This is a genomic window from Pigmentiphaga sp., from assembly GCF_033795525.1.
Lineage (GTDB): Bacteria > Pseudomonadota > Gammaproteobacteria > Burkholderiales > Burkholderiaceae_B > Pigmentiphaga.
On the sequence record NZ_JARYGM010000003.1, the window covers coordinates 25,753 to 42,466 of the forward strand.

Annotated in this window: 16 protein-coding genes; 4 read left to right on the top strand and 12 right to left on the bottom strand. The window is 65.7% G+C overall.

The features are described from left to right. Nucleotide 1: 1 nt before the first annotated feature. From QHC78_RS08725 to rpe, 3 genes are all read right to left on the bottom strand, one after another. Nucleotides 2-1,522 (bottom strand): anthranilate synthase component I family protein, encoded by a 1,521-nt coding sequence (locus QHC78_RS08725; RefSeq protein WP_319743520.1) that lies wholly within the window; start codon nucleotides 1,520-1,522, stop codon nucleotides 2-4. Nucleotides 1,523-1,794: 272 nt separating this feature from the next. Next, entirely contained in the window at nucleotides 1,795-2,505 is a 711-nt protein-coding gene (locus QHC78_RS08730) for a phosphoglycolate phosphatase (protein WP_319743522.1), read from the bottom strand. Nucleotides 2,506-2,538: 33 nt separating this feature from the next. After that, nucleotides 2,539-3,255, bottom strand: coding sequence for a ribulose-phosphate 3-epimerase (gene rpe / locus QHC78_RS08735; protein WP_319743524.1), 717 nt, complete (start codon nucleotides 3,253-3,255; stop codon nucleotides 2,539-2,541). Nucleotides 3,256-3,372: 117 nt separating this feature from the next. Between rpe and apaG the strand changes: the two genes are divergently transcribed. Next, nucleotides 3,373-3,747: a Co2+/Mg2+ efflux facilitator ApaG/CorD gene (apaG, locus tag QHC78_RS08740; RefSeq protein ID WP_319743526.1), complete on the top strand. Its 375-nt coding sequence runs from the start codon at nucleotides 3,373-3,375 to the stop codon at nucleotides 3,745-3,747. Between the two features lie 187 nt (nucleotides 3,748-3,934). Beyond that, nucleotides 3,935-5,314 carry a murein transglycosylase A gene (gene mltA, locus QHC78_RS08745; protein ID WP_319743528.1) on the top strand — a complete coding sequence of 460 codons (1,380 nt, stop codon included), beginning with the start codon at nucleotides 3,935-3,937 and terminating at the stop codon, nucleotides 5,312-5,314. 55 nt (nucleotides 5,315-5,369) lie between these two features. On the opposite strand, the gene QHC78_RS08750 is transcribed toward mltA, so the two are convergent. The 3 genes from QHC78_RS08750 to QHC78_RS08760 form a co-directional block, all read right to left on the bottom strand. Beyond that, on the bottom strand, nucleotides 5,370-6,110 hold the full coding sequence (locus tag QHC78_RS08750) for a DsbC family protein (RefSeq protein WP_319743530.1): 741 nt from the start codon (nucleotides 6,108-6,110) through the stop codon (nucleotides 5,370-5,372). A gap of 100 nt (nucleotides 6,111-6,210) precedes the next feature. Then, nucleotides 6,211-7,437: an FAD-dependent monooxygenase gene (locus tag QHC78_RS08755; protein ID WP_319743533.1), complete on the bottom strand. Its 1,227-nt coding sequence runs from the start codon at nucleotides 7,435-7,437 to the stop codon at nucleotides 6,211-6,213. A gap of 40 nt (nucleotides 7,438-7,477) precedes the next feature. After that, nucleotides 7,478-8,368, bottom strand: a complete 891-nt coding sequence (locus tag QHC78_RS08760) for a mechanosensitive ion channel family protein (protein WP_319743535.1) — start codon at nucleotides 8,366-8,368, stop codon at nucleotides 7,478-7,480. 328 nt (nucleotides 8,369-8,696) lie between these two features. On the opposite strand from QHC78_RS08760, the gene QHC78_RS08765 reads away from it, so the two are divergent. Next, nucleotides 8,697-9,443: a DUF481 domain-containing protein gene (locus tag QHC78_RS08765; RefSeq protein WP_319743537.1), complete on the top strand. Its 747-nt coding sequence runs from the start codon at nucleotides 8,697-8,699 to the stop codon at nucleotides 9,441-9,443. A gap of 101 nt (nucleotides 9,444-9,544) precedes the next feature. Here the strand turns inward: QHC78_RS08765 and QHC78_RS08770 are convergent, their stop codons facing one another. Beyond that, entirely contained in the window at nucleotides 9,545-9,865 is a 321-nt protein-coding gene (locus QHC78_RS08770) for a DUF4148 domain-containing protein (protein WP_319743539.1), read from the bottom strand. 142 nt (nucleotides 9,866-10,007) lie between these two features. On the opposite strand from QHC78_RS08770, the gene QHC78_RS08775 reads away from it, so the two are divergent. Beyond that, a complete protein-coding gene (locus QHC78_RS08775; protein WP_319743541.1) occupies nucleotides 10,008-10,952 on the top strand; it encodes a LysR family transcriptional regulator in 945 nt (314 codons plus the stop codon). A gap of 49 nt (nucleotides 10,953-11,001) precedes the next feature. Here QHC78_RS08775 and QHC78_RS08780 read toward each other — a convergent pair whose 3' ends face one another. The 5 genes from QHC78_RS08780 to QHC78_RS08800 all read right to left on the bottom strand — a co-directional run bounded on the left by QHC78_RS08780 (nucleotide 11,002) and on the right by QHC78_RS08800 (nucleotide 16,651). Beyond that, nucleotides 11,002-12,639: a bifunctional 3-(3-hydroxy-phenyl)propionate/3-hydroxycinnamic acid hydroxylase gene (locus tag QHC78_RS08780; RefSeq protein WP_319743543.1), complete on the bottom strand. Its 1,638-nt coding sequence runs from the start codon at nucleotides 12,637-12,639 to the stop codon at nucleotides 11,002-11,004. 5 nt (nucleotides 12,640-12,644) lie between these two features. After that, entirely contained in the window at nucleotides 12,645-13,406 is a 762-nt protein-coding gene (locus tag QHC78_RS08785) for an IclR family transcriptional regulator (RefSeq protein WP_319743545.1), read from the bottom strand. A gap of 7 nt (nucleotides 13,407-13,413) precedes the next feature. Then, on the bottom strand, nucleotides 13,414-14,247 hold the full coding sequence (locus QHC78_RS08790; RefSeq protein ID WP_319743546.1) for a VOC family protein: 834 nt from the start codon (nucleotides 14,245-14,247) through the stop codon (nucleotides 13,414-13,416). 141 nt (nucleotides 14,248-14,388) lie between these two features. Next, the gene (locus tag QHC78_RS08795) at nucleotides 14,389-15,516 is read right to left on the bottom strand and encodes a Bug family tripartite tricarboxylate transporter substrate binding protein (RefSeq protein ID WP_319743548.1); all 1,128 of its coding nucleotides are present in this window, start codon (nucleotides 15,514-15,516) and stop codon (nucleotides 14,389-14,391) included. Further along, nucleotides 15,473-16,651 (bottom strand): Rieske 2Fe-2S domain-containing protein, encoded by a 1,179-nt coding sequence (locus QHC78_RS08800; RefSeq protein ID WP_319743550.1) that lies wholly within the window; start codon nucleotides 16,649-16,651, stop codon nucleotides 15,473-15,475. Before QHC78_RS08800 ends, QHC78_RS08795 begins: the two co-directional genes overlap by 44 nt. Nucleotides 16,652-16,714: the final 63 nt, after the last annotated feature.

Genomic DNA, 16,714 nt, shown 5'->3' on the forward strand with positions numbered 1-16,714 from the left:
CTCAGACCGGGTCATCCAGCCCTAATTGCACCTGCTCGGCCGCGCGCAACACAGCGCGCGCCTTGGCCTCGGTCTCCAGCCATTCCTTCTCGGGCTCGGAATCCGCCACCACGCCGGCAGCCGCTTGCACATACAGCGTGCCGTTCTTGATAACCCCGGTCCGGATGGCGATCGCCAGGTCCATTTCCCCGCCATAGCTCAAATAGCCCGCGGCTCCGCCATACACGCAGCGGCGCACCGGCTCGAGTTCGTCGATCAGCTCCAGCGCGCGCACCTTGGGCGCCCCGGACAAGGTACCGGCCGGAAACGTGGCGCGCAGCACGTCCATCGAGCTGAAGTCCTGGCGCAATACGCCGGTTACGTTCGAGACGAGGTGCATGACGTGCGAGTAGCGCTCGATGGCAAGCTGGTCGGTTACTTGTACCGATCCGATCTCGGCGATGCGACCGACATCGTTGCGGGCCAGGTCGATCAACATGACATGCTCGGCGATTTCCTTGGGATCGGCCCGTAGCTCTTCGGCCAGGGCCGCGTCTTCCTCAGGCGTCCCGCCGCGCGGTCGCGTCCCGGCCAGCGGACGGATGGTCACGCGGCTGCGAGAGGCGCCCTGCTCCTGCACGGTCTCCTGGCGTACCAGGATTTCGGGCGAGGACCCGACGACGTGAAAATCGCCGAAGTTCCAGAAATACATGTACGGCGAGGGGTTGAGCGAGCGCAGCGCCCGGTACAGCGACAGCGGCGAATCGCGGAATGGCTTGGCAATCACCTGCCCTACCTGCACCTGCATCAGGTCGCCGGCGGCAATGTATTCCTTGGCCTTGCGCACCGCGGCGAGGTAATCCGCCTTCTGGAAATCGCGGCGGGTGTCGGTCACCATGCTGGCCTGGCTATAAGGGATCTCTACCGGCCGCCGCAACTGCGCCCGCAATTCCAGCAGCCGGGTCCTGGCACGGGCATAGGCCTCGCGCTCGGACGGATCGGCGTACACCATCAGGTAGAGGCGCCCGCTCAGATTGTCGATGATGGCCAGTTCATCGATCAGCAGCAGCAACAGGTCGGGAACCGGATCGCCCATCCCGGCCGGATCGGGTTTGGTGCAAGGCCCGAGTCGCGGCTCGATGTGGCGCACCATGTCATGTCCGAAGTACCCGGCGAGCCCGCCCACGAAACGCGGCATGCCGGGACGCAGCGCGACCTTGAAGCGCTTCTGGAAATCCGCGATGAAACTCAGCGGGTCGCCCTGGTGGCGTTCGACCACCTCGCCATCGGTGACCACTTCGACATCCCGGCCGCGGGCACGGATGAAAGAACGCGCAGGCAGGCCGATGAATGAGTAGCGGCCGAAGCGCTCGCCGCCCACCACGGATTCGAGCAGGCAGCTCATGGCCCCGCGCTGCGGCCCGCCCTGCGCCAGCTTCAGATACAGCCCCAGGGGCGTGTCCAGGTCGGCATACGTCTCCGACACCAGCGGGATGCGATTGAAACCTTGGGAAGCCAGGGCCTGGAATTCGACTTCTGTCATGCGAACCTCGTCTTGTGATGATCGTTGCAACGCCGGCGAAGACCGTGTCCGGATCGCACAAGGACGCACGCCCCGACGGTCCGGCAGGACTCGGGCGGGGGAAGATTCGTATCGGGATGCTTGCTTGCGTGGCCGGTCAGCGTGCTGACTTGCGGCCGGAGAGAATCACCACCACCCGGCAGACGAACGCCACCAACGCCACCAGGCGCAGGATTGGGCGAACGACCGAGTCATGGCAACCATAAGATACGGGAAAGAACCCTCGGGAAAGACTAGTACGAGGCTGGCGGCACCACCGTGGTCCGGGACAGGACCTGGGATTGCGAAATCCACCGCGCGGCGTCCACAAGCGAGCAAACTATACCATCGCACTCCACCGCGTGCACGTCTCGCCCTTCGTTGTAGCCGTAAGGCACCAGCAGGACCCGGCATCCCGCAGCCTTTGCCGCCGAGGCGTCGTTCATGGAGTCACCCACCACCACGGCCTCGGCCGGTTCCACCCCGAGCAACGAGCAGGCATGCAGCATGGGCATCGGGTCGGGTTTCTTGCGGGCCACGCTGTCGCCGCTGACCACGGCGTCGAAAAAGGCGCGCAGGCCGATGCGCTCGAGCAACGGCATGGTGAACTCGGCCGGCTTGTTGGTCACGACGGCAAGCCTCAGCCCCAGCGCCTTCATGGCCTGCAGGCCCTCGAGCACGCCGTCGAAGATCCGGGCTTTCTCGCCGTTGACGACGTGATAGGCGTCGCGGAATGCCTGCAGCGCGGCCGGAAAACGCTCCTGCTCGACGCGCCCGTCCATGCTGTCCGACAGCGCGCGATGCACCAGATTCTCGATGCCCTTGCCGACGAAGCTGGCGATGACATCTTCCCGCAAGGGGTCCAGGCCAAATTCCACACGCATGGCATTCGCCGCGCGCGCCAGGTCCGGCACGGAGTCCACCAGCGTCCCGTCAAGATCGATCAATACCGCGCGGAAGGTCATGCCGGGCTCCTGGTTGTCATGGTAGGCGGCCTCTCAGGCGTAGGACGAGTCGCCCTTGGCGATCTGCATCCGCAGTTCCTTGATCACGGTCGCGTAGTCCGGCTTGCCGAAGATGGCCGAGCCCGCAACGAAGGTGTCGGCGCCCGCGGCACGGATCTCGGCGATGTTGTCCGCCTTCACTCCGCCATCGACCTCCAGCAGAATGGTCCGCCCGGTATCGGCCTGGTAGCGGTCCAGCCGTGCCCGTGCCTGGCGCAGCTTGTCGAGCGCGGAAGGCAGGAAGCTCTGGCCGCCGAAACCCGGGTTGACCGACATCAGCAGGACCAGGTCGAGCTTATCCATCACATGGTCCATCCAGTCCAACGGCGTCGCCGGATTGAATACCAGCCCGGCCTGGCAGCCCTGGTCGCGGATCAGTCCTAGCGTGCGGTCGACATGGCGCGAGGCCTCGGGATGAAAGGTGATGACGTCGGCCCCCGCCTTCGCGAACATGGGAATGAGCGCATCTACCGGCTCGACCATCAGGTGCACGTCTATGGGCACTTGCACGTGGGGGCGGATGGCTTCGCAGACCATGGGGCCGATGGTGAGGTTGGGAACGTAATGATTGTCCATTACGTCAAAATGTATCCAATCCGCACCCGCGGCTACGACATTGCGCACCTCTTCCCCCAAGCGGGCGAAATCGGCGGATAGAATGCTAGGGGCGATGCGCGTGGAGGCAGGCCCGGAAGTGGTAAAGGCTGGCATAAGATGTTCCGTTTACGAGGGCCATGTGCCGGAGACGCCGGGACGCTGCCCGCGCGGACCCCGGTCCGGCCCGATGCATCCCATTTTAGAAGCTTGTCATCTCCCCATGGCGCACGCATGAAATCTCATGAATTCACGGTAACCGTACAGCCTCGCTACCTGGCGGACCAATCCGACCCGGACCAGCGGCAGTATGTCTTTGCGTACACCATCCGCATCACCAATACGGGCTCCGAGCCGGCTCAGCTCATCAGCCGCCATTGGATCATCACCGACGGCAACCAGCAGCAGCAAGAAGTAAGAGGCCTGGGCGTGGTCGGCCAGCAACCCCTGCTGCAACCGGGCGAAAGCTTCGAATACACCAGCGGCTGCCCGCTCTCCACGCCAGTCGGCACCATGCGCGGCACCTACCATTGCGTGGGCGAGAATGGCATGCCGTTCGAAGTCGAGATCCCCGAGTTCGTCCTGGCCATGCCCCGCACCTTGCACTGAGACCGCCTAATCCCCTTGTTTAGGGCCAGGATGCCGCGGATCCGGCTCCGCCGGTCCGCCAGCATCGCCCCCTGCGGGGCGTGCGTCAGCGCGTAGGGGAGGCCGTTTTTTCGGCCACATGGTCCAGGCCACGATGAACACCAGTAAGGAAAGCGCCAGAAACGCTTCCAGCAGGAGCAACCACATAATGTCCCTTCGCGATTTCGTTGCGAAAACCTTGCATTGTCCTGAATTTAACCGCTTCCATCTGTCCGCGCTTGCGTTCTCCGCGCTCGTCGCGGGCTGCGCCCAGCCTCCCGGTTCGGCCCCCCCTTCTCCCGGCGTCCCGGCGCCCGCTGTGCCGACGGCTCCCGCGCAGCCTCCCACCGCAACGCCGGAACCCGACAGCGTGCGGCCCTTGCCTGCGCCCGTACCGCGCCCCGCGAACCGGCCGGCGCTACAGAGCAGCAAGCATTTCTCCCGGGCGTCCTGGACGCAGCTGCCCGGCTGGAAGACCGATCCGGTCGACTCGCTGTGGCGCCCTTTCATGGCCAACTGCCGCTCCATCATGCAGCGCACGGGCAGCCCGATATCCAATACCGCGCCGCCCCTGGCCGACCCCTATGCCTGGCAGCGCACGTGCGCTGCCGCCCGTGAACTGCCGACCGCCCCGCCGGCGGAGCAGGTACGCGCCTTCCTCGAGCAATGGCTGCAGCCGTGGTCCGTACGCGGCCCCGGCGGCGAGCAGGCCGTCAGCCTGGCGACCAGCTACTACGAGCCGCTGGTGCACGCGTCGCGCGAACGCGGCGGGGCCTATCAGTGGCCGCTCTACGCGGTTCCGACCGACCTGCTGACCATCGACCTGGGCTCCCTCTACCCCGAACTGGTAGGCAAGCGCATACGAGGCAAGCTGGATGGCAAGCGGGTCGTTCCCTACGATACGCGCAGCGAGATCGAGCGTCCCGAGCGGCAGCCACCCGCCATCGTCTGGGTGGACGACCCGGTCGATGCGTTTTTCCTGCAGGTACAGGGCACCGGCCGCGCCATCCTTGATACCGGGCCCGGCCAGGGCAGCACCATCCGGCTCGCCTATGCCGACCACAACGGCCATCCCTACATCTCGATAGGAAAGTGGTTGATCGACAAGGGAGAACTGAGCATGGCGCAGGCCTCGATGCAAGGCATACGCACGTGGGCGCAGCGCAATCCGGGACGCGTGAAGGAAATGCTGAACGCCAACCCCGCCGTGGTCTTTTTCCGTGAAGAGGCGGTGATCGACCCGACCGAAGGTCCCAAGGGAGCCATGGGCCTGCCCTTGACGCCCCACCGGTCGGTTGCCGTGGATCCGTCCATTGTCCCGCTCGGGACCCCGGTCTTTCTCGCCACTACGCAACCGAACTCGCGGCAGCCCATGAATCTCGCCGCGCTGGCGCAGGATACCGGCTCGGCCATCAAGGGGCCGGCGCGAGTAGACCTGTTCTGGGGTTTCGGCCAGGAAGCCGGCGAGATGGCGGGCCGGATGAAGCAGCCGAGCCGGCTCTGGGTACTCTGGCCCAAGGACGAAGGCGTGCCTGCGCCTGCTCGCTAGCGCGGCAGGCGTAGCGCCGGCAACGGACCGGGCCCGCCAGCGGCCGGGGGCGCGCCTAGCCTGCCTTCATGGAGTCCAGTTTCTGGCGCAGCCGATCGGCGGGGATGGCCCCGCCCACGCGGGTGTCGTCGCCGAAAATGATGGTGGGCGTGCCGTCCACCCGCAGCTTGCGGCCCAGGGCCAAGAGGTCCTTGATCGGCGCGTCGCAGGCCGCTGCCTTGGGCGCCTTGCCGTTCAGCATCCAATCGTCCCAGGCCTTGCCGCGGTCCGCCGAACACCAGACCGCCTGCGACTTGGTGGTGGAGTCGGGCGACAGGATGGGATAGAGAAAGGTGTAGATGGTGACGTTGTCGATCCCCTGCATAGAACGCCGCAGCTGCTTGCAATAACCGCAATTGGGATCCTCGAACAAGGCGATGCGCCGCGAGCCGTTGCCGCGCACCTGCTTGATGGCCAGGTTCAGGGGCAGATCGTTGAATTTCACGGCCAGCAGCTGCTCCTTGCGCTCTCGCGTGACGTTCTTCTTGGTAGCGGCATCGATGAGATTGCCGTCGAGCACGAAGCTGACTTTCTCGTCGGTATAGACCAGTTCCGACCCGATACGGATTTCATAGAGGCCATAAGGCGTGCGGGCCACGCCCTCGATGCCGACCTGTCCGAAGCGCTGCAGGAAACGTTGCTTGACCGCTTCCTCCGCGGCCGTGGCGTCCTTCGCGGATGCGCCCTGAGCAGCGGCCGGCGACCATGGCAGCGCGGCAGCCGCGGTCAGCAAGAGGGACATAAGCAAGCGTTTCATGAGATCTCCTTCCTGGCATGCGCCACCGCGCCTGCCTCCATTGCCACGTAGTTCTGTGGACCGGCTTACCCGGGGGCGGGTTCCGGCGGCCCACCGCTGGTCATGTCCCCGAGGCGCCGTTCACTAGCAGGCGCTTGAGCAAGGGCAGACGGTCCACCACATCGAGCCCGGCATTGCGCAGCCACGCCACAGGCGCCGCCCGCGTACCGAACAAGTGAAACAGCCCGTCGGTCACGACGCGCATCGCCAGCAGGGGCTCGGCGCGCGCGCGTTCGTAGCGGCGCAGCAGGCGGGGATCGTCGATCGCCCGGAACGGCTCCCGGCCGCCCAGCACATCGGCCAGCGCCTGCACGTCGCCCAGCCCGAGGTTCAACCCCTGTCCGGCCAAGGGATGGACCACGTGCGCCGCGTCTCCTACCAGCACCACGCCACGGCTCGCCAGCGGCGAGGCATGCTGCAGCATGAGCGGAAAACCGAACAGGGGGCTGCGCACGCGCAACCGGCCCAGCCGGCCGCGGGTCACGGCGTCCAGGCGTGCCTCCAGTGTCGCGGCGCGCTCCTGCTCGGGCAGGGCGAACAAGGCCCGGGCCTGCGCGCGATGCATCGACCACACCATGGACACCTGGGGGCCGGCGTCGGTATCGGGCATGGGCAGCAGCGCCAGCACGCCATCGTCTGAAAACCATTGACAGGCGCACTCCTGGTGCGGCAACTCGGCATCCAGATGCACTACCACGCCGGTCGCACCGTAGTCGGACCGGGTGGCGGAAACCTGCGCCGCCTGCCGCAGCCGGGAATCCGCCCCGTCGGCGGCAACCGCCAGCAACGTCTGCAGCGACTGGCCCCCGGAGGTCCGCAGGACCATGCCGGAAGCGCCCGGCAGCCATTCCAGGCCGACGAAATCCTCGGTCGTCCAGCGTACGCCGGACCATTGCACGGCTTGCCGCAGCACACGCTCGAGTTCACGCGACTCGACGATCCACGCGAGATAGTCGGAACCGGCCTGCCAGGCGGAAAGGCCGAGATGCCCTGGGCGATCCCCCCACGCGGGCCGGTCACCGAGGATTTCCATGGCCCGGACGCCGGTTATCCGATCTTCGGGAAGGGCTTCCCAGATGCCGAGCTCCGCCAGCAATTGCCGGCTCGCGGGCGACAGCGCGTACACACGCGGGTCGTAAAGACCCGGCTCGGGCGCGGGCAACGCGGGACGCGGTCCAAGCAAGCCGACGCGCGCCCCGCCGCGGGACAGCGCGAGCGCAGCCGCCAACCCCACAATGCCGGTGCCGGCGACCACGATATCCGCATGGAAAGAAGAAGCTTGAGTCATGACTTGGAGGACGGTGCAGCCGCCAGTGTACAGCGGCGGCTCAACCGCCCTGGCCCTGGTCGCCCTGGCCCTGGTCGCCCTGACGCTCGCCTTCGTCCCGCACCTGCTGGTAGTAGTTCTCCAGGATCTCCTGTCCCGAGCGCAGGCGCCGGTTGCTCGGACACGGGAATCGCAGCACGATGTCCAGCCGCTTGGGATCGACCGGCTCGATCACGGCCAGCGGTTCGCTGGCCGGCAGCGCAATCAGGTAGGCGCCCTCGATATGGCGGAAGTGCACGTCGGCCTGCTGGAGCCACGGCTCGCACACTTCTCTTCCCGCTTTGAGCAGCCGCGCCTGGGCCGCCGGAATGTCGTCGCCGGGCTCCAGCGGGATCCGGACGGATTCCAGTACGAAGGTGCCCATGGCCGAGATGGTCCGCACGGGATTGAGCAGCAGCAACATGTTGGGAAACCGGCAGATGCGGCCGGTGACCAGTCCTGACGGCGCCTGTTCGAGGAGCACGGTGGAGAACAGGTCGATAGTCAGTACCTCGCCCTTCAAGCCGTTGATTTCGATGACGTCGCCCACTGAATAAGTGCTCTGCGTCGCCCGCATCAGCGACCCGAGCGCGCTCATCACGTATTCCTTGCTCGCGATGGCGGCGGCGGCGGCCAGGGCCGCGACTGACAGCGCGAAATGGCGCAGCTGCCCGCCCCAGATGAACAGCATGAGCAGCATCGTGGTGATCACGATGGCGTTGCGCGCCGTGAGGTAGCCCGTGCGCCGCTCTTCGGTCGAACCGGACCCTTTGCCGCGGTAATAGCGCGTGGCCGCCCGCGTAGCGAAAGTGGCGGCAATCAGCACCAGCAGCGTCGTTACGAGTTGGGCGGGCGTATCGGAAGCGTTGAACCACGCAACCAATCGTTCCCAGTAAGAAGAAATGGCGTCCATGAAGCGAAAACGGTCCGCGCGGGAAGGCAATGCCGCCATTCTACGTTGGCAGCGCGGCCATACGGGGTGTATGGTATGCACTTGGGCGCAGCCGCGCCCCGGACACGCCCGGCAAGTGGCGTGCCCACCTCGCGATCCGGCTGGTTGCAACTGCCGGCCCGCATTCAATCGCGTCCTTAGACGCACTCTTTCGAGCTCGTCCCGGGCTTCCCGCCGCTGTGCGGACATGACCGCGGGCTCGTCCAACCCTCCGAATGGCACGCCGTCATTGCGGACGCCTTGCCGCACGCGCAACGCATGCGGCGCGGCACAACCTAGGAGCGCATCGATGCATCACGCCCAACGCCTTGTTCCCATCGCCTTCCTGCTCGTGGCCGGCCCGGTTTGGGCCCAGCCCCCGTTGGAGCCCGATGGCAAGTGGCGCGGCTCGATCAGTGCCGGGGCAAGCCTGGCCTCGGGCAATACCGACGCGACTTCGCTGAACATCGGAGCCAACGCAGGCCGTGCCACTGCCATGGATCGCCTGAACTTCAACCTTACCGGACTGTACGGGACAAAGGATGAAGACGGCGAACGCTCCGAAACGGCCAAGCTGCTACGAATGGGCGGCAAGTACGATCGCGACATTACCGACCGCATGTTCGGCTTCGGCTCGCTCGATCTCGAGCACGACAAGCTCCAGGAGCTGAATCTGCGCGGCGTGGCGGCCGCCGGCCTCGGGCGCCACATCATCAAGAACGACCGCACGGTGTTCGACCTGTTCTCGGGCCTGGCCTATAACCACGAACGATTCACCGAGGAAACGCGCAACTCCGCGGAATTGCTGCTCGGCGAGGAATCTAACCACAAGATCTCGGACACCACCTCGCTGCACCAGCGCCTGGCCATCTATCCCAACCTGACCGACAGCGGCGAATACCGGATCCAATTCGATGCTGGCCTGACCACTTCCATCACCAGGAAGATAGAGCTGAAGATCACGCTTTCGAACCGGTACATGAGCAATCCGCAGCCGGGCGTGAAAAAGTCCGACACGCTGCTGCTGACCAACATCGGCTACCGCTTCGGCGACTGAGGCCTATAAAAAAAAACCCGCCGGCGGATAGCCGGCGGGCGACGCGGAACCCTGGTGGGGTCACGCGGTGCGGGAGCGTCATCGTCCTGGGCAGCGGGGAACTACATGTTGAAGGGATATTCCCCCGGGCCCCCGGCGCGATGCGCCAGTTCCGCCCGCTTGAGCTCCTTGACGACCTGAGCCCGGCTGACTGGCGCGCTCTGTTGCCTGGGCTCGTCGGGGAAGCCTTCCTGGCCATACACGATGCCGCCATGGGCTTTGGCTTCGGCCAGTTCGGCCAGCACTTGCCCGCGGGTCAGTTCGTGGGTGGTCGAGATCCCGGGAGGGGGGAAATCGTTAGCGTAGTCGTTGCCGGCATCGGCGTGCGCGGCGGCGCCGATCATGGAAGCGGCGATGAGAGCGGTATATGCGAAGACTTTCATGGTGAACTCCTTATCTCTTCTGATTCATTTGCGGGCCAGAATCAAGGGTATGTACGTATTGCTTGATCGACCGTGAATGAATATTGCGCCTTCCACAGGCATAATAGAAATCAATTGATTTGATTCTTGGTATAAGGATTAGATGATGCCTGCGCGCGTGGACCTCAACCTGCTCCTCACCCTGGAGACCCTGCTCGACGAGCTCAACGTGACCAAGGCGGCGGCCAAGCTGAACAGCAGCCAGCCGGCGGTTTCCGCGCAGCTGGTCCGCCTGCGGCGCATGTTCAACGATCCCCTGCTGATCCCGGGCGCGCGCGGCATGACCCCCACTCCGCGGGCGCTGGAGCTGGCGCCGCGGCTCTCGGCGCTTCTCGACGGCTTCCGCGCCATCGTCCAGCCGAACGAGTTCGATCCGGCCACGGCACGGGGACGCGTCCTGATCGGCACCACCGACGCGACGCAATGCCGCTTGGCCAAATGGCTGGGAACACTGGGCAGGACGGCGCCGGGCATACAGATCGGCTTTGTGGCCGCCACCCGGATGATGGCGCCGGACATCGAGCACTACATGGCAGCCGGCCACCTGGACATCGTCATCACGCGCCGATCGGCATTTCCAGACCGGCTGCACGTGCGGTCGCTGCACGAGGAGCAGTTCGTCTGCGTCATGCGCTGGGACCACCCCTACCAGAAGAAACAATTGACGGCCAAGGCCCTGTCGGCCATGCAACATGTCATCGTCTCGCCGCTGGGCGGGGACTTCGACGATGCCACCGATGAAATGCTGCGCCACCTGGGTTTGTCGCGCAGTACGGTGGTCTCGGTGACCAGCTTCCTGGTGGCCGAACGCATTCTTCGTTCGACGGACTTCGTCGCGGTATTCCCCGCCTCGCTGGCACGCGGCCTGCTGTCCAGCCTGAAAAGCTATCCCCTGCCCTACGCCTTGCCCAAGATGGAATTGGCGATGGGCTGGCACGTCCGGACGCACTTGAGTCCGCTGCACCGCTGGGTGCGCGAGCAGATCGCCGAACAACTGTCGGGACCATGGGAGGAAGACGGCGCGCCCTTGGCCCAGGTCGCCTGGTGAACCGGCCCCTGCAGGCCGGCGTTGTCCCGTTTGCTTCCTTGTTGTCTGTTCAGGCGGCGCACTGATCCGCCACCACGGCCTTCGACGCGGCGGCATAGCGGTCGAACAGCCCCTGCAGGCGAACGGCGTCCTCCTTTCCGCTGTCCGCCAGAAAAGCCAGCACGTAGCGATCTGGCCTGACCAGCACGGCATGCGCCCCCGCTGCAGCGAGCACATCCTGCATGACGCGTTCGCAATCGCGCACGACGATACAGCCTTCCCGTTCCGGCGCGGGTGGCCACGGAAAATCATCTTCGGCGCGCACCATCTCTATCCGCCGCATGCCGGTAGCCTCGGCCAGACTCTCGACCTCCGGCGCCAGCGGCCGGCCGGCCCAGCTCAGACACGCGAACCCGGGGCCAAGCGCCTCGTCCAGTAGCCGCCGCGCACCGCCCGGCCATTCCATGCGGGGCTGGGGCAACAGCTGGCCTGCCTTGACCGCCGCGTCGGGCGCCCGGCAGGGCAGGAAGAACCCTTCGGAAAAGCGCGGCTTGGGTTTGAACTTCAACTGCAGGATGTAGTCACGCGCCGGCGGATACAGGCTGCAGGCCTTCAACGCCCATTGCGCCGCCATCGCCTCCAGGCGCGACTTTGGCTGCATGTAGCGTCCGATTGTTATCGCCATCTTGATCAATGCCCAGGCGTGGGGTTTGCGCTCGGTTTCATAGGTGTCGAGCACGTCCGGGCCGAGCCGGCCATCGACGACCGCGTGCAGCTTCCACGCCAGGTTGGTGGCATCGCGTACGCCGCTGTTCATGCCCTGCCCGGCGAAAGGCGGCGTCAAGTGGGCAGCGTCGCCGGCCAGGAAAACGCGGCCCTCGCGCCAGCGCTCGGCCAGCCGCGCGTGGAAGGTGTAGACGACCTTGCGCGCGATGGGCAGGTCGGCATCGAGCGGCTCGCGGTCCCGGATCCAGGCTCGCAGGCGCGGCTCATCGAGCACATACTCGGGCGTCTCGCCCTCCTTGAGCATGAACTCGTAGCGTACGGTGCCCTGCGGCCCGGGCAGGCGGATGGCGGGTCGCACGGGGTCGCAATAGGTCCGGGTATGGCGGAATGGCGTCTTGCGATCGAGCAGGTCCACGATCAGCCATTTCTCGGCGAACGTATTGCCCGACAAGGCGATCCCCAACTGTTCGCGCACGCCGCTGCGGCCGCCATCGCAGGCCACCAGCCAATCGCAGCTGAAAGTGACCGGCGTGCCGCGGTGGTCCACCTGTAGCGTCACTTTGTCGCCGTCCTGCACGAAGCTGCGCACCTCGTGCTGGAACCTGGTCTCGACATGGGGAAAGCGCCGCAGCCCGGCGCATAGCTGGGCGGCCAGCACAGCCTGCCGGAACGCGTTGCGCTTGGGGAACCCATACTCCGCCGATTGCGGCTCGATACGGGCGAACTCGCGCCCTGCCCACGAGAAATAATGCACGCCATAGCCCTGGACGATGCTGGGCAGGATCTCGTCCACCAGTCCTGCGGCCTGCGCAGTACGCAGGCTCTCGTCGTCGATCGACACGGCTCGCGGTTCGTCCACGGTGGACACGTTGCGTTCGAGCAGCAGCGTCCGCACGCCGTATATCCCGAGCAGGTTGGCGAGGGTCAAGCCAGTCGGGCCGGCACCGAGGACGATGACCGGATAATGGGATGTCGCTTGCATGGTTCTTATCTTCTGCTTCTTGCCCGTAGGCGTTCGTTTTCAAGGGCCGACTCGATCGACGAAGCGACCGAGAAGACCTTGGACAGCATGGCCTTGCTGCGTCCGGGCGGAAGGTGGGCGAGCGGAATGACGACGCTCAGGCTGCCCAGCACGCGCTGGCCGTCGAGCAGCGCGACCGCGATGCCCGCCAGTCCGGGGTCCACTTCGCTGTGCGTCACGCAGGCCTTGGCCTCCCGCAACGGTTCGAGCTCGGCCAGGAACCCCTTCCAGCTCGGCGAGAAACCGGCCGCGATGATCGCGGCGCGGTCGCGTTGCCACAGCCGCTCGAGCTCGGCCCGCGGAAGATGCGCCAGGATGACCTTGGACGTCGCCCCTCGATAGAGGGGCATCGCGCGGCCCCGCTCGTAGCTCACCGGCGTCACGGACTCGGCCGGCACTTCCTGGTGGATACACAAGACCTTGTCGCGGTGCACCCGGCACAGCAGCACGGTCCCCTTGGTGTCCGCGGCCAGCTTGCGCAGCAGCGAGCCCGATGCCTGCAGCAGCGGGTCGGCGAGCCGTATCTGGCGGTCCAGCTCGACAATGAGCGGCCCCAGCGCATAACCGCGGTCAGCCACGCGCTCCAGCAGCCCAGCCTCCTCCAGCGCCTTCAGGTCGCGGTAGATACTGGCCCGCGACACACCCAGCTCCTCCATGAGCTCGGCGGGCTTGCGCACGGGCCGGCTCAGGTCGAACGACGCCAGGATGCGGAGCAGACGACCGGACACACCCACCTCAGTCGCGCATGATCGCCTTGCCCCAGAGGTTCAGCGTGCGCTCTTCGTGCACCCAGACTCCGGCAGGCCGGTCCGGCGCGCAGACTTCAATCTCAGCGGAGATCTCGGCCAAGTTCCCATCCGGGTCGCGGACCATGAAGAACACGTCGTTGCCGGGGCCATGCCGGCCGATACCCCAGACAATGGTCTCGCGAATGGCGGCCATGCGGTCGCCCCAGGTCTTCATGTCGTTCCAGGAACCAGTCTCGAAGGACTGGTGATCGAAACAGCGCATCGGCGCGCGGAACAGTGCCAGCGCGTGATGCAGGCTCTCCGTGCGCAGGAAACAGGCACGCAACATGCCCTCCTCGTCCTGCACCTTGTCCGACAGCGTGAAGCCCAGCACCCCCTCGTAGAACGCCAGCATGGGAGCCGGGTCGGTCGTGCGCAGCGCGAAGTGCTGCAAGTGCGCCGACGGCAAGTCGTCCTGGGCCGGCACGCCAGCGGGGAGGCCGGGCCGAAGCGCGAAAACGATCACGTTGCCGTCGGGGTCGCGGACTGCCAGAGCGTCTTCGCAATCGACCGGCAGCGCCGGCGTCTCGGCACGCGCATGTGCCGCGACCCGGTTACGAAAGGCCTGCCAGCGTGCGGGGTCTTGGAAACCGAACGCGGCATAGGCCAAGCCGTTTGCGGGACCGGACGACAGCACCAGCGTGCGGCCCGGTGCTGCGCACACCCAGCGCCCCGGGTCCGCACGGGCCTGCAGACCGTGCGTCCGGGCATAGAAATCCGCCAGCCGCTGCGGGTCCGGCGAGGTCAGATGCAGATGATGCAGGGATGCTCCCAATTCCATGGCCATTCCACCCATGTCGTTCTAGTGATGGGGGAACTATCCGCGCCGGCGCGGACGGCGTCAATGGAGTTTCTCACCTATTGAGACGAAATCGGGCCAGGGGAAACGGAGATGGACGCGCCCCTGGCTGACCGCCGCACATCAATTCGGCTGGATGCCCCTGGCCTTGATGACCTGCGCCCAGCGCGTCAAATCAGACTCGACCAGGGCAGCCAACTCGGCCGGCGTACTGGATGCCTCCACCATCCCCTGGGACGCTAGACTCTCCCTGACTTCGGGCAGCTTCAGCGCATCCTGCACGGCCCGCTGCAGTTGCGCTACGACGGGGGCCGGTGTGCCGGCCGGGGCGAACATTCCATACCAGAGGTCCACGTCGAAAGGCTTGCCGATCGACTCCGACACCGTGGGCACGTCCGGCAATGCGGCGTGGCGCCGCGGGCTGGATACCGCCAGGGCATGCATATGGCCCGCGTCGATCTGCGCCAACGCCGATTGAATAGGGACGAAGCCGACTTCGACCTGCCCGCCGGCAATCGCGGTCACGGCTTCGCCCGCCCCTTTATGCGGAATGTGCAGGACGTCCATGCCGGTGGCGTCCTTGAGCAGTTCCATGGCAAGGTGCTGCGGCGTGCCGACGCCCGCGGATGCATAGTTGTAGCGGCCGGGCGCCTTCGCGGCCTGGTCGATGAACTGGGACAAGTCGCGCGCCGAAACCGTCCGCCCGCCAACCAGCACCATCGCTCCCTTGAAGAGCAGGCCTATCGGTTGGAAATCCTTTACCGGATCGTAAGGAAGGTTCTTGTACAGGCTGGGATTCATTGCCAGCGTATTGGCAACGACCAGCAAGGTATAGCCGTCGGGCGCCGCCCTGGCCACGAACTCCGAGCCGATGTTGCCGCCCGCGCCCACTTTGTTCTGCACAATGACGGACTGCTTCATGTTCTGTCGCAGCTTTTCTGCCAATGCCCGCGTTGCGGTATCGATGCCGGTACCCGCGCTGTACGGCATGACAAGCGTAATGGGCCGGTTCGGGTATGGCTGCCCCCTCGCGTCCCCCCCGGATGCCAACACTGCCGCCACGCCGATACAGGATACTGCCAAGGCCTTCTTCATCACTAACCTCCGCTGTGCGCCATATACGCCATCCCGGCCGGGATAGTTCGGTAATCTGTTGGAGCCCGCGCAGGCGCCCGTGGCAGCAGCGGCATCGCCGCCACACGCGGCGTCAAGCGGGAAAGACCAGCGACGCCGGCGTGGGCGTCGGCTCATCGGCCGGCGCGCGCACGTTCTGCGTCTGCTGCGCGACGTACGCCGCCGCCAGGCGCCGCCGGATCCGGATCATGTCGCGGTCCGGCGCAAACAGGACTTCGTTCGCGCGGGACTCGACCAGATCGCCCGCCACGCGCGCCATTTCCTTGTCTTCCTCCGCGGTCTTCATCTGCCGCGGCTTGACGACCTTCTCGAAGTGCTCCTTGAGGCGTTCGCGGTCATCCGGCCCTTCGATACGCCATGCGGCATAGCGGAACAGCCGCGTGCGGTGGTAGTCGATGGGCACCTGGAACAGGCGCGAGACATACGGCGCGGCGTTGGACGTGGGCCTCAGCAGGTTGGACACCAGGCCGGGCAAGTTGAAACGCTCGCCCTTGATCTTGTCGAGCCGGTGGCCGTGGTCCAGCATGTTGCCCTCGAGATCCACCGATACCCCGCGCAGGCCGTGTCCATCAGTCTCGACGATCTTGACCCGCCGGTCAGCCAGCGGCGTCAGCGGCTTGGCGTGCGCGGCATCGCCGCCGGCCGCCAGATACCGCTCCACGGCCTCGTGGAACTGGGATTCCATATGCAGCGTGACGGCGTGATAGGCATCGCTTCCGTCGATCACCAACAGCCAGTTGGCGTCCCACTCTTCCGTATCCAGCCGGAAGTGCACGAACCGGTCGGGATACAGCAGTTCTTCCGGTATGCAGGTCTCGATGGGCGGAGGCGGAAATCGCTCGACCTCGCCAAGATACGCCCAGACGTACCCGCCGATTTCGGTACAGGGATAATGTTTGGCGCAGACCTTGGACAACTGTTCCTGTCCGGCCTCGGGCTCCCACGGAATCAGTACGCAGGCGCCTTGCCCGTCAAAACGCAGGCCGTGATAGGCGCACTGCAACTGGCCATCGAGCACCCTGCCGCTCGAGAGCTTGACGAACCGGTGCGGGCACCGGTCGTACAGCACGTTGGGCCTGCCCTGCCCGTCCCGGAAAACCACCAGGTCTTCGTTCAGGCATTTCAGTCCCAGGGGCTTGTCGGCCGGCAACTCTTCGCTCTGGATGATGGGGTACCAATAGTTGCGCAACCCCAGCTCCAGACCTTGGGGTACGCCACGCACCAGTTCAGGCCAGTCCTGCTTGTCGCTCATTTCGCTCTCCACATCCCGCGCCTTCGCGGCCGCCGTTCAATTATTTAGATAGCTAACGTTTTA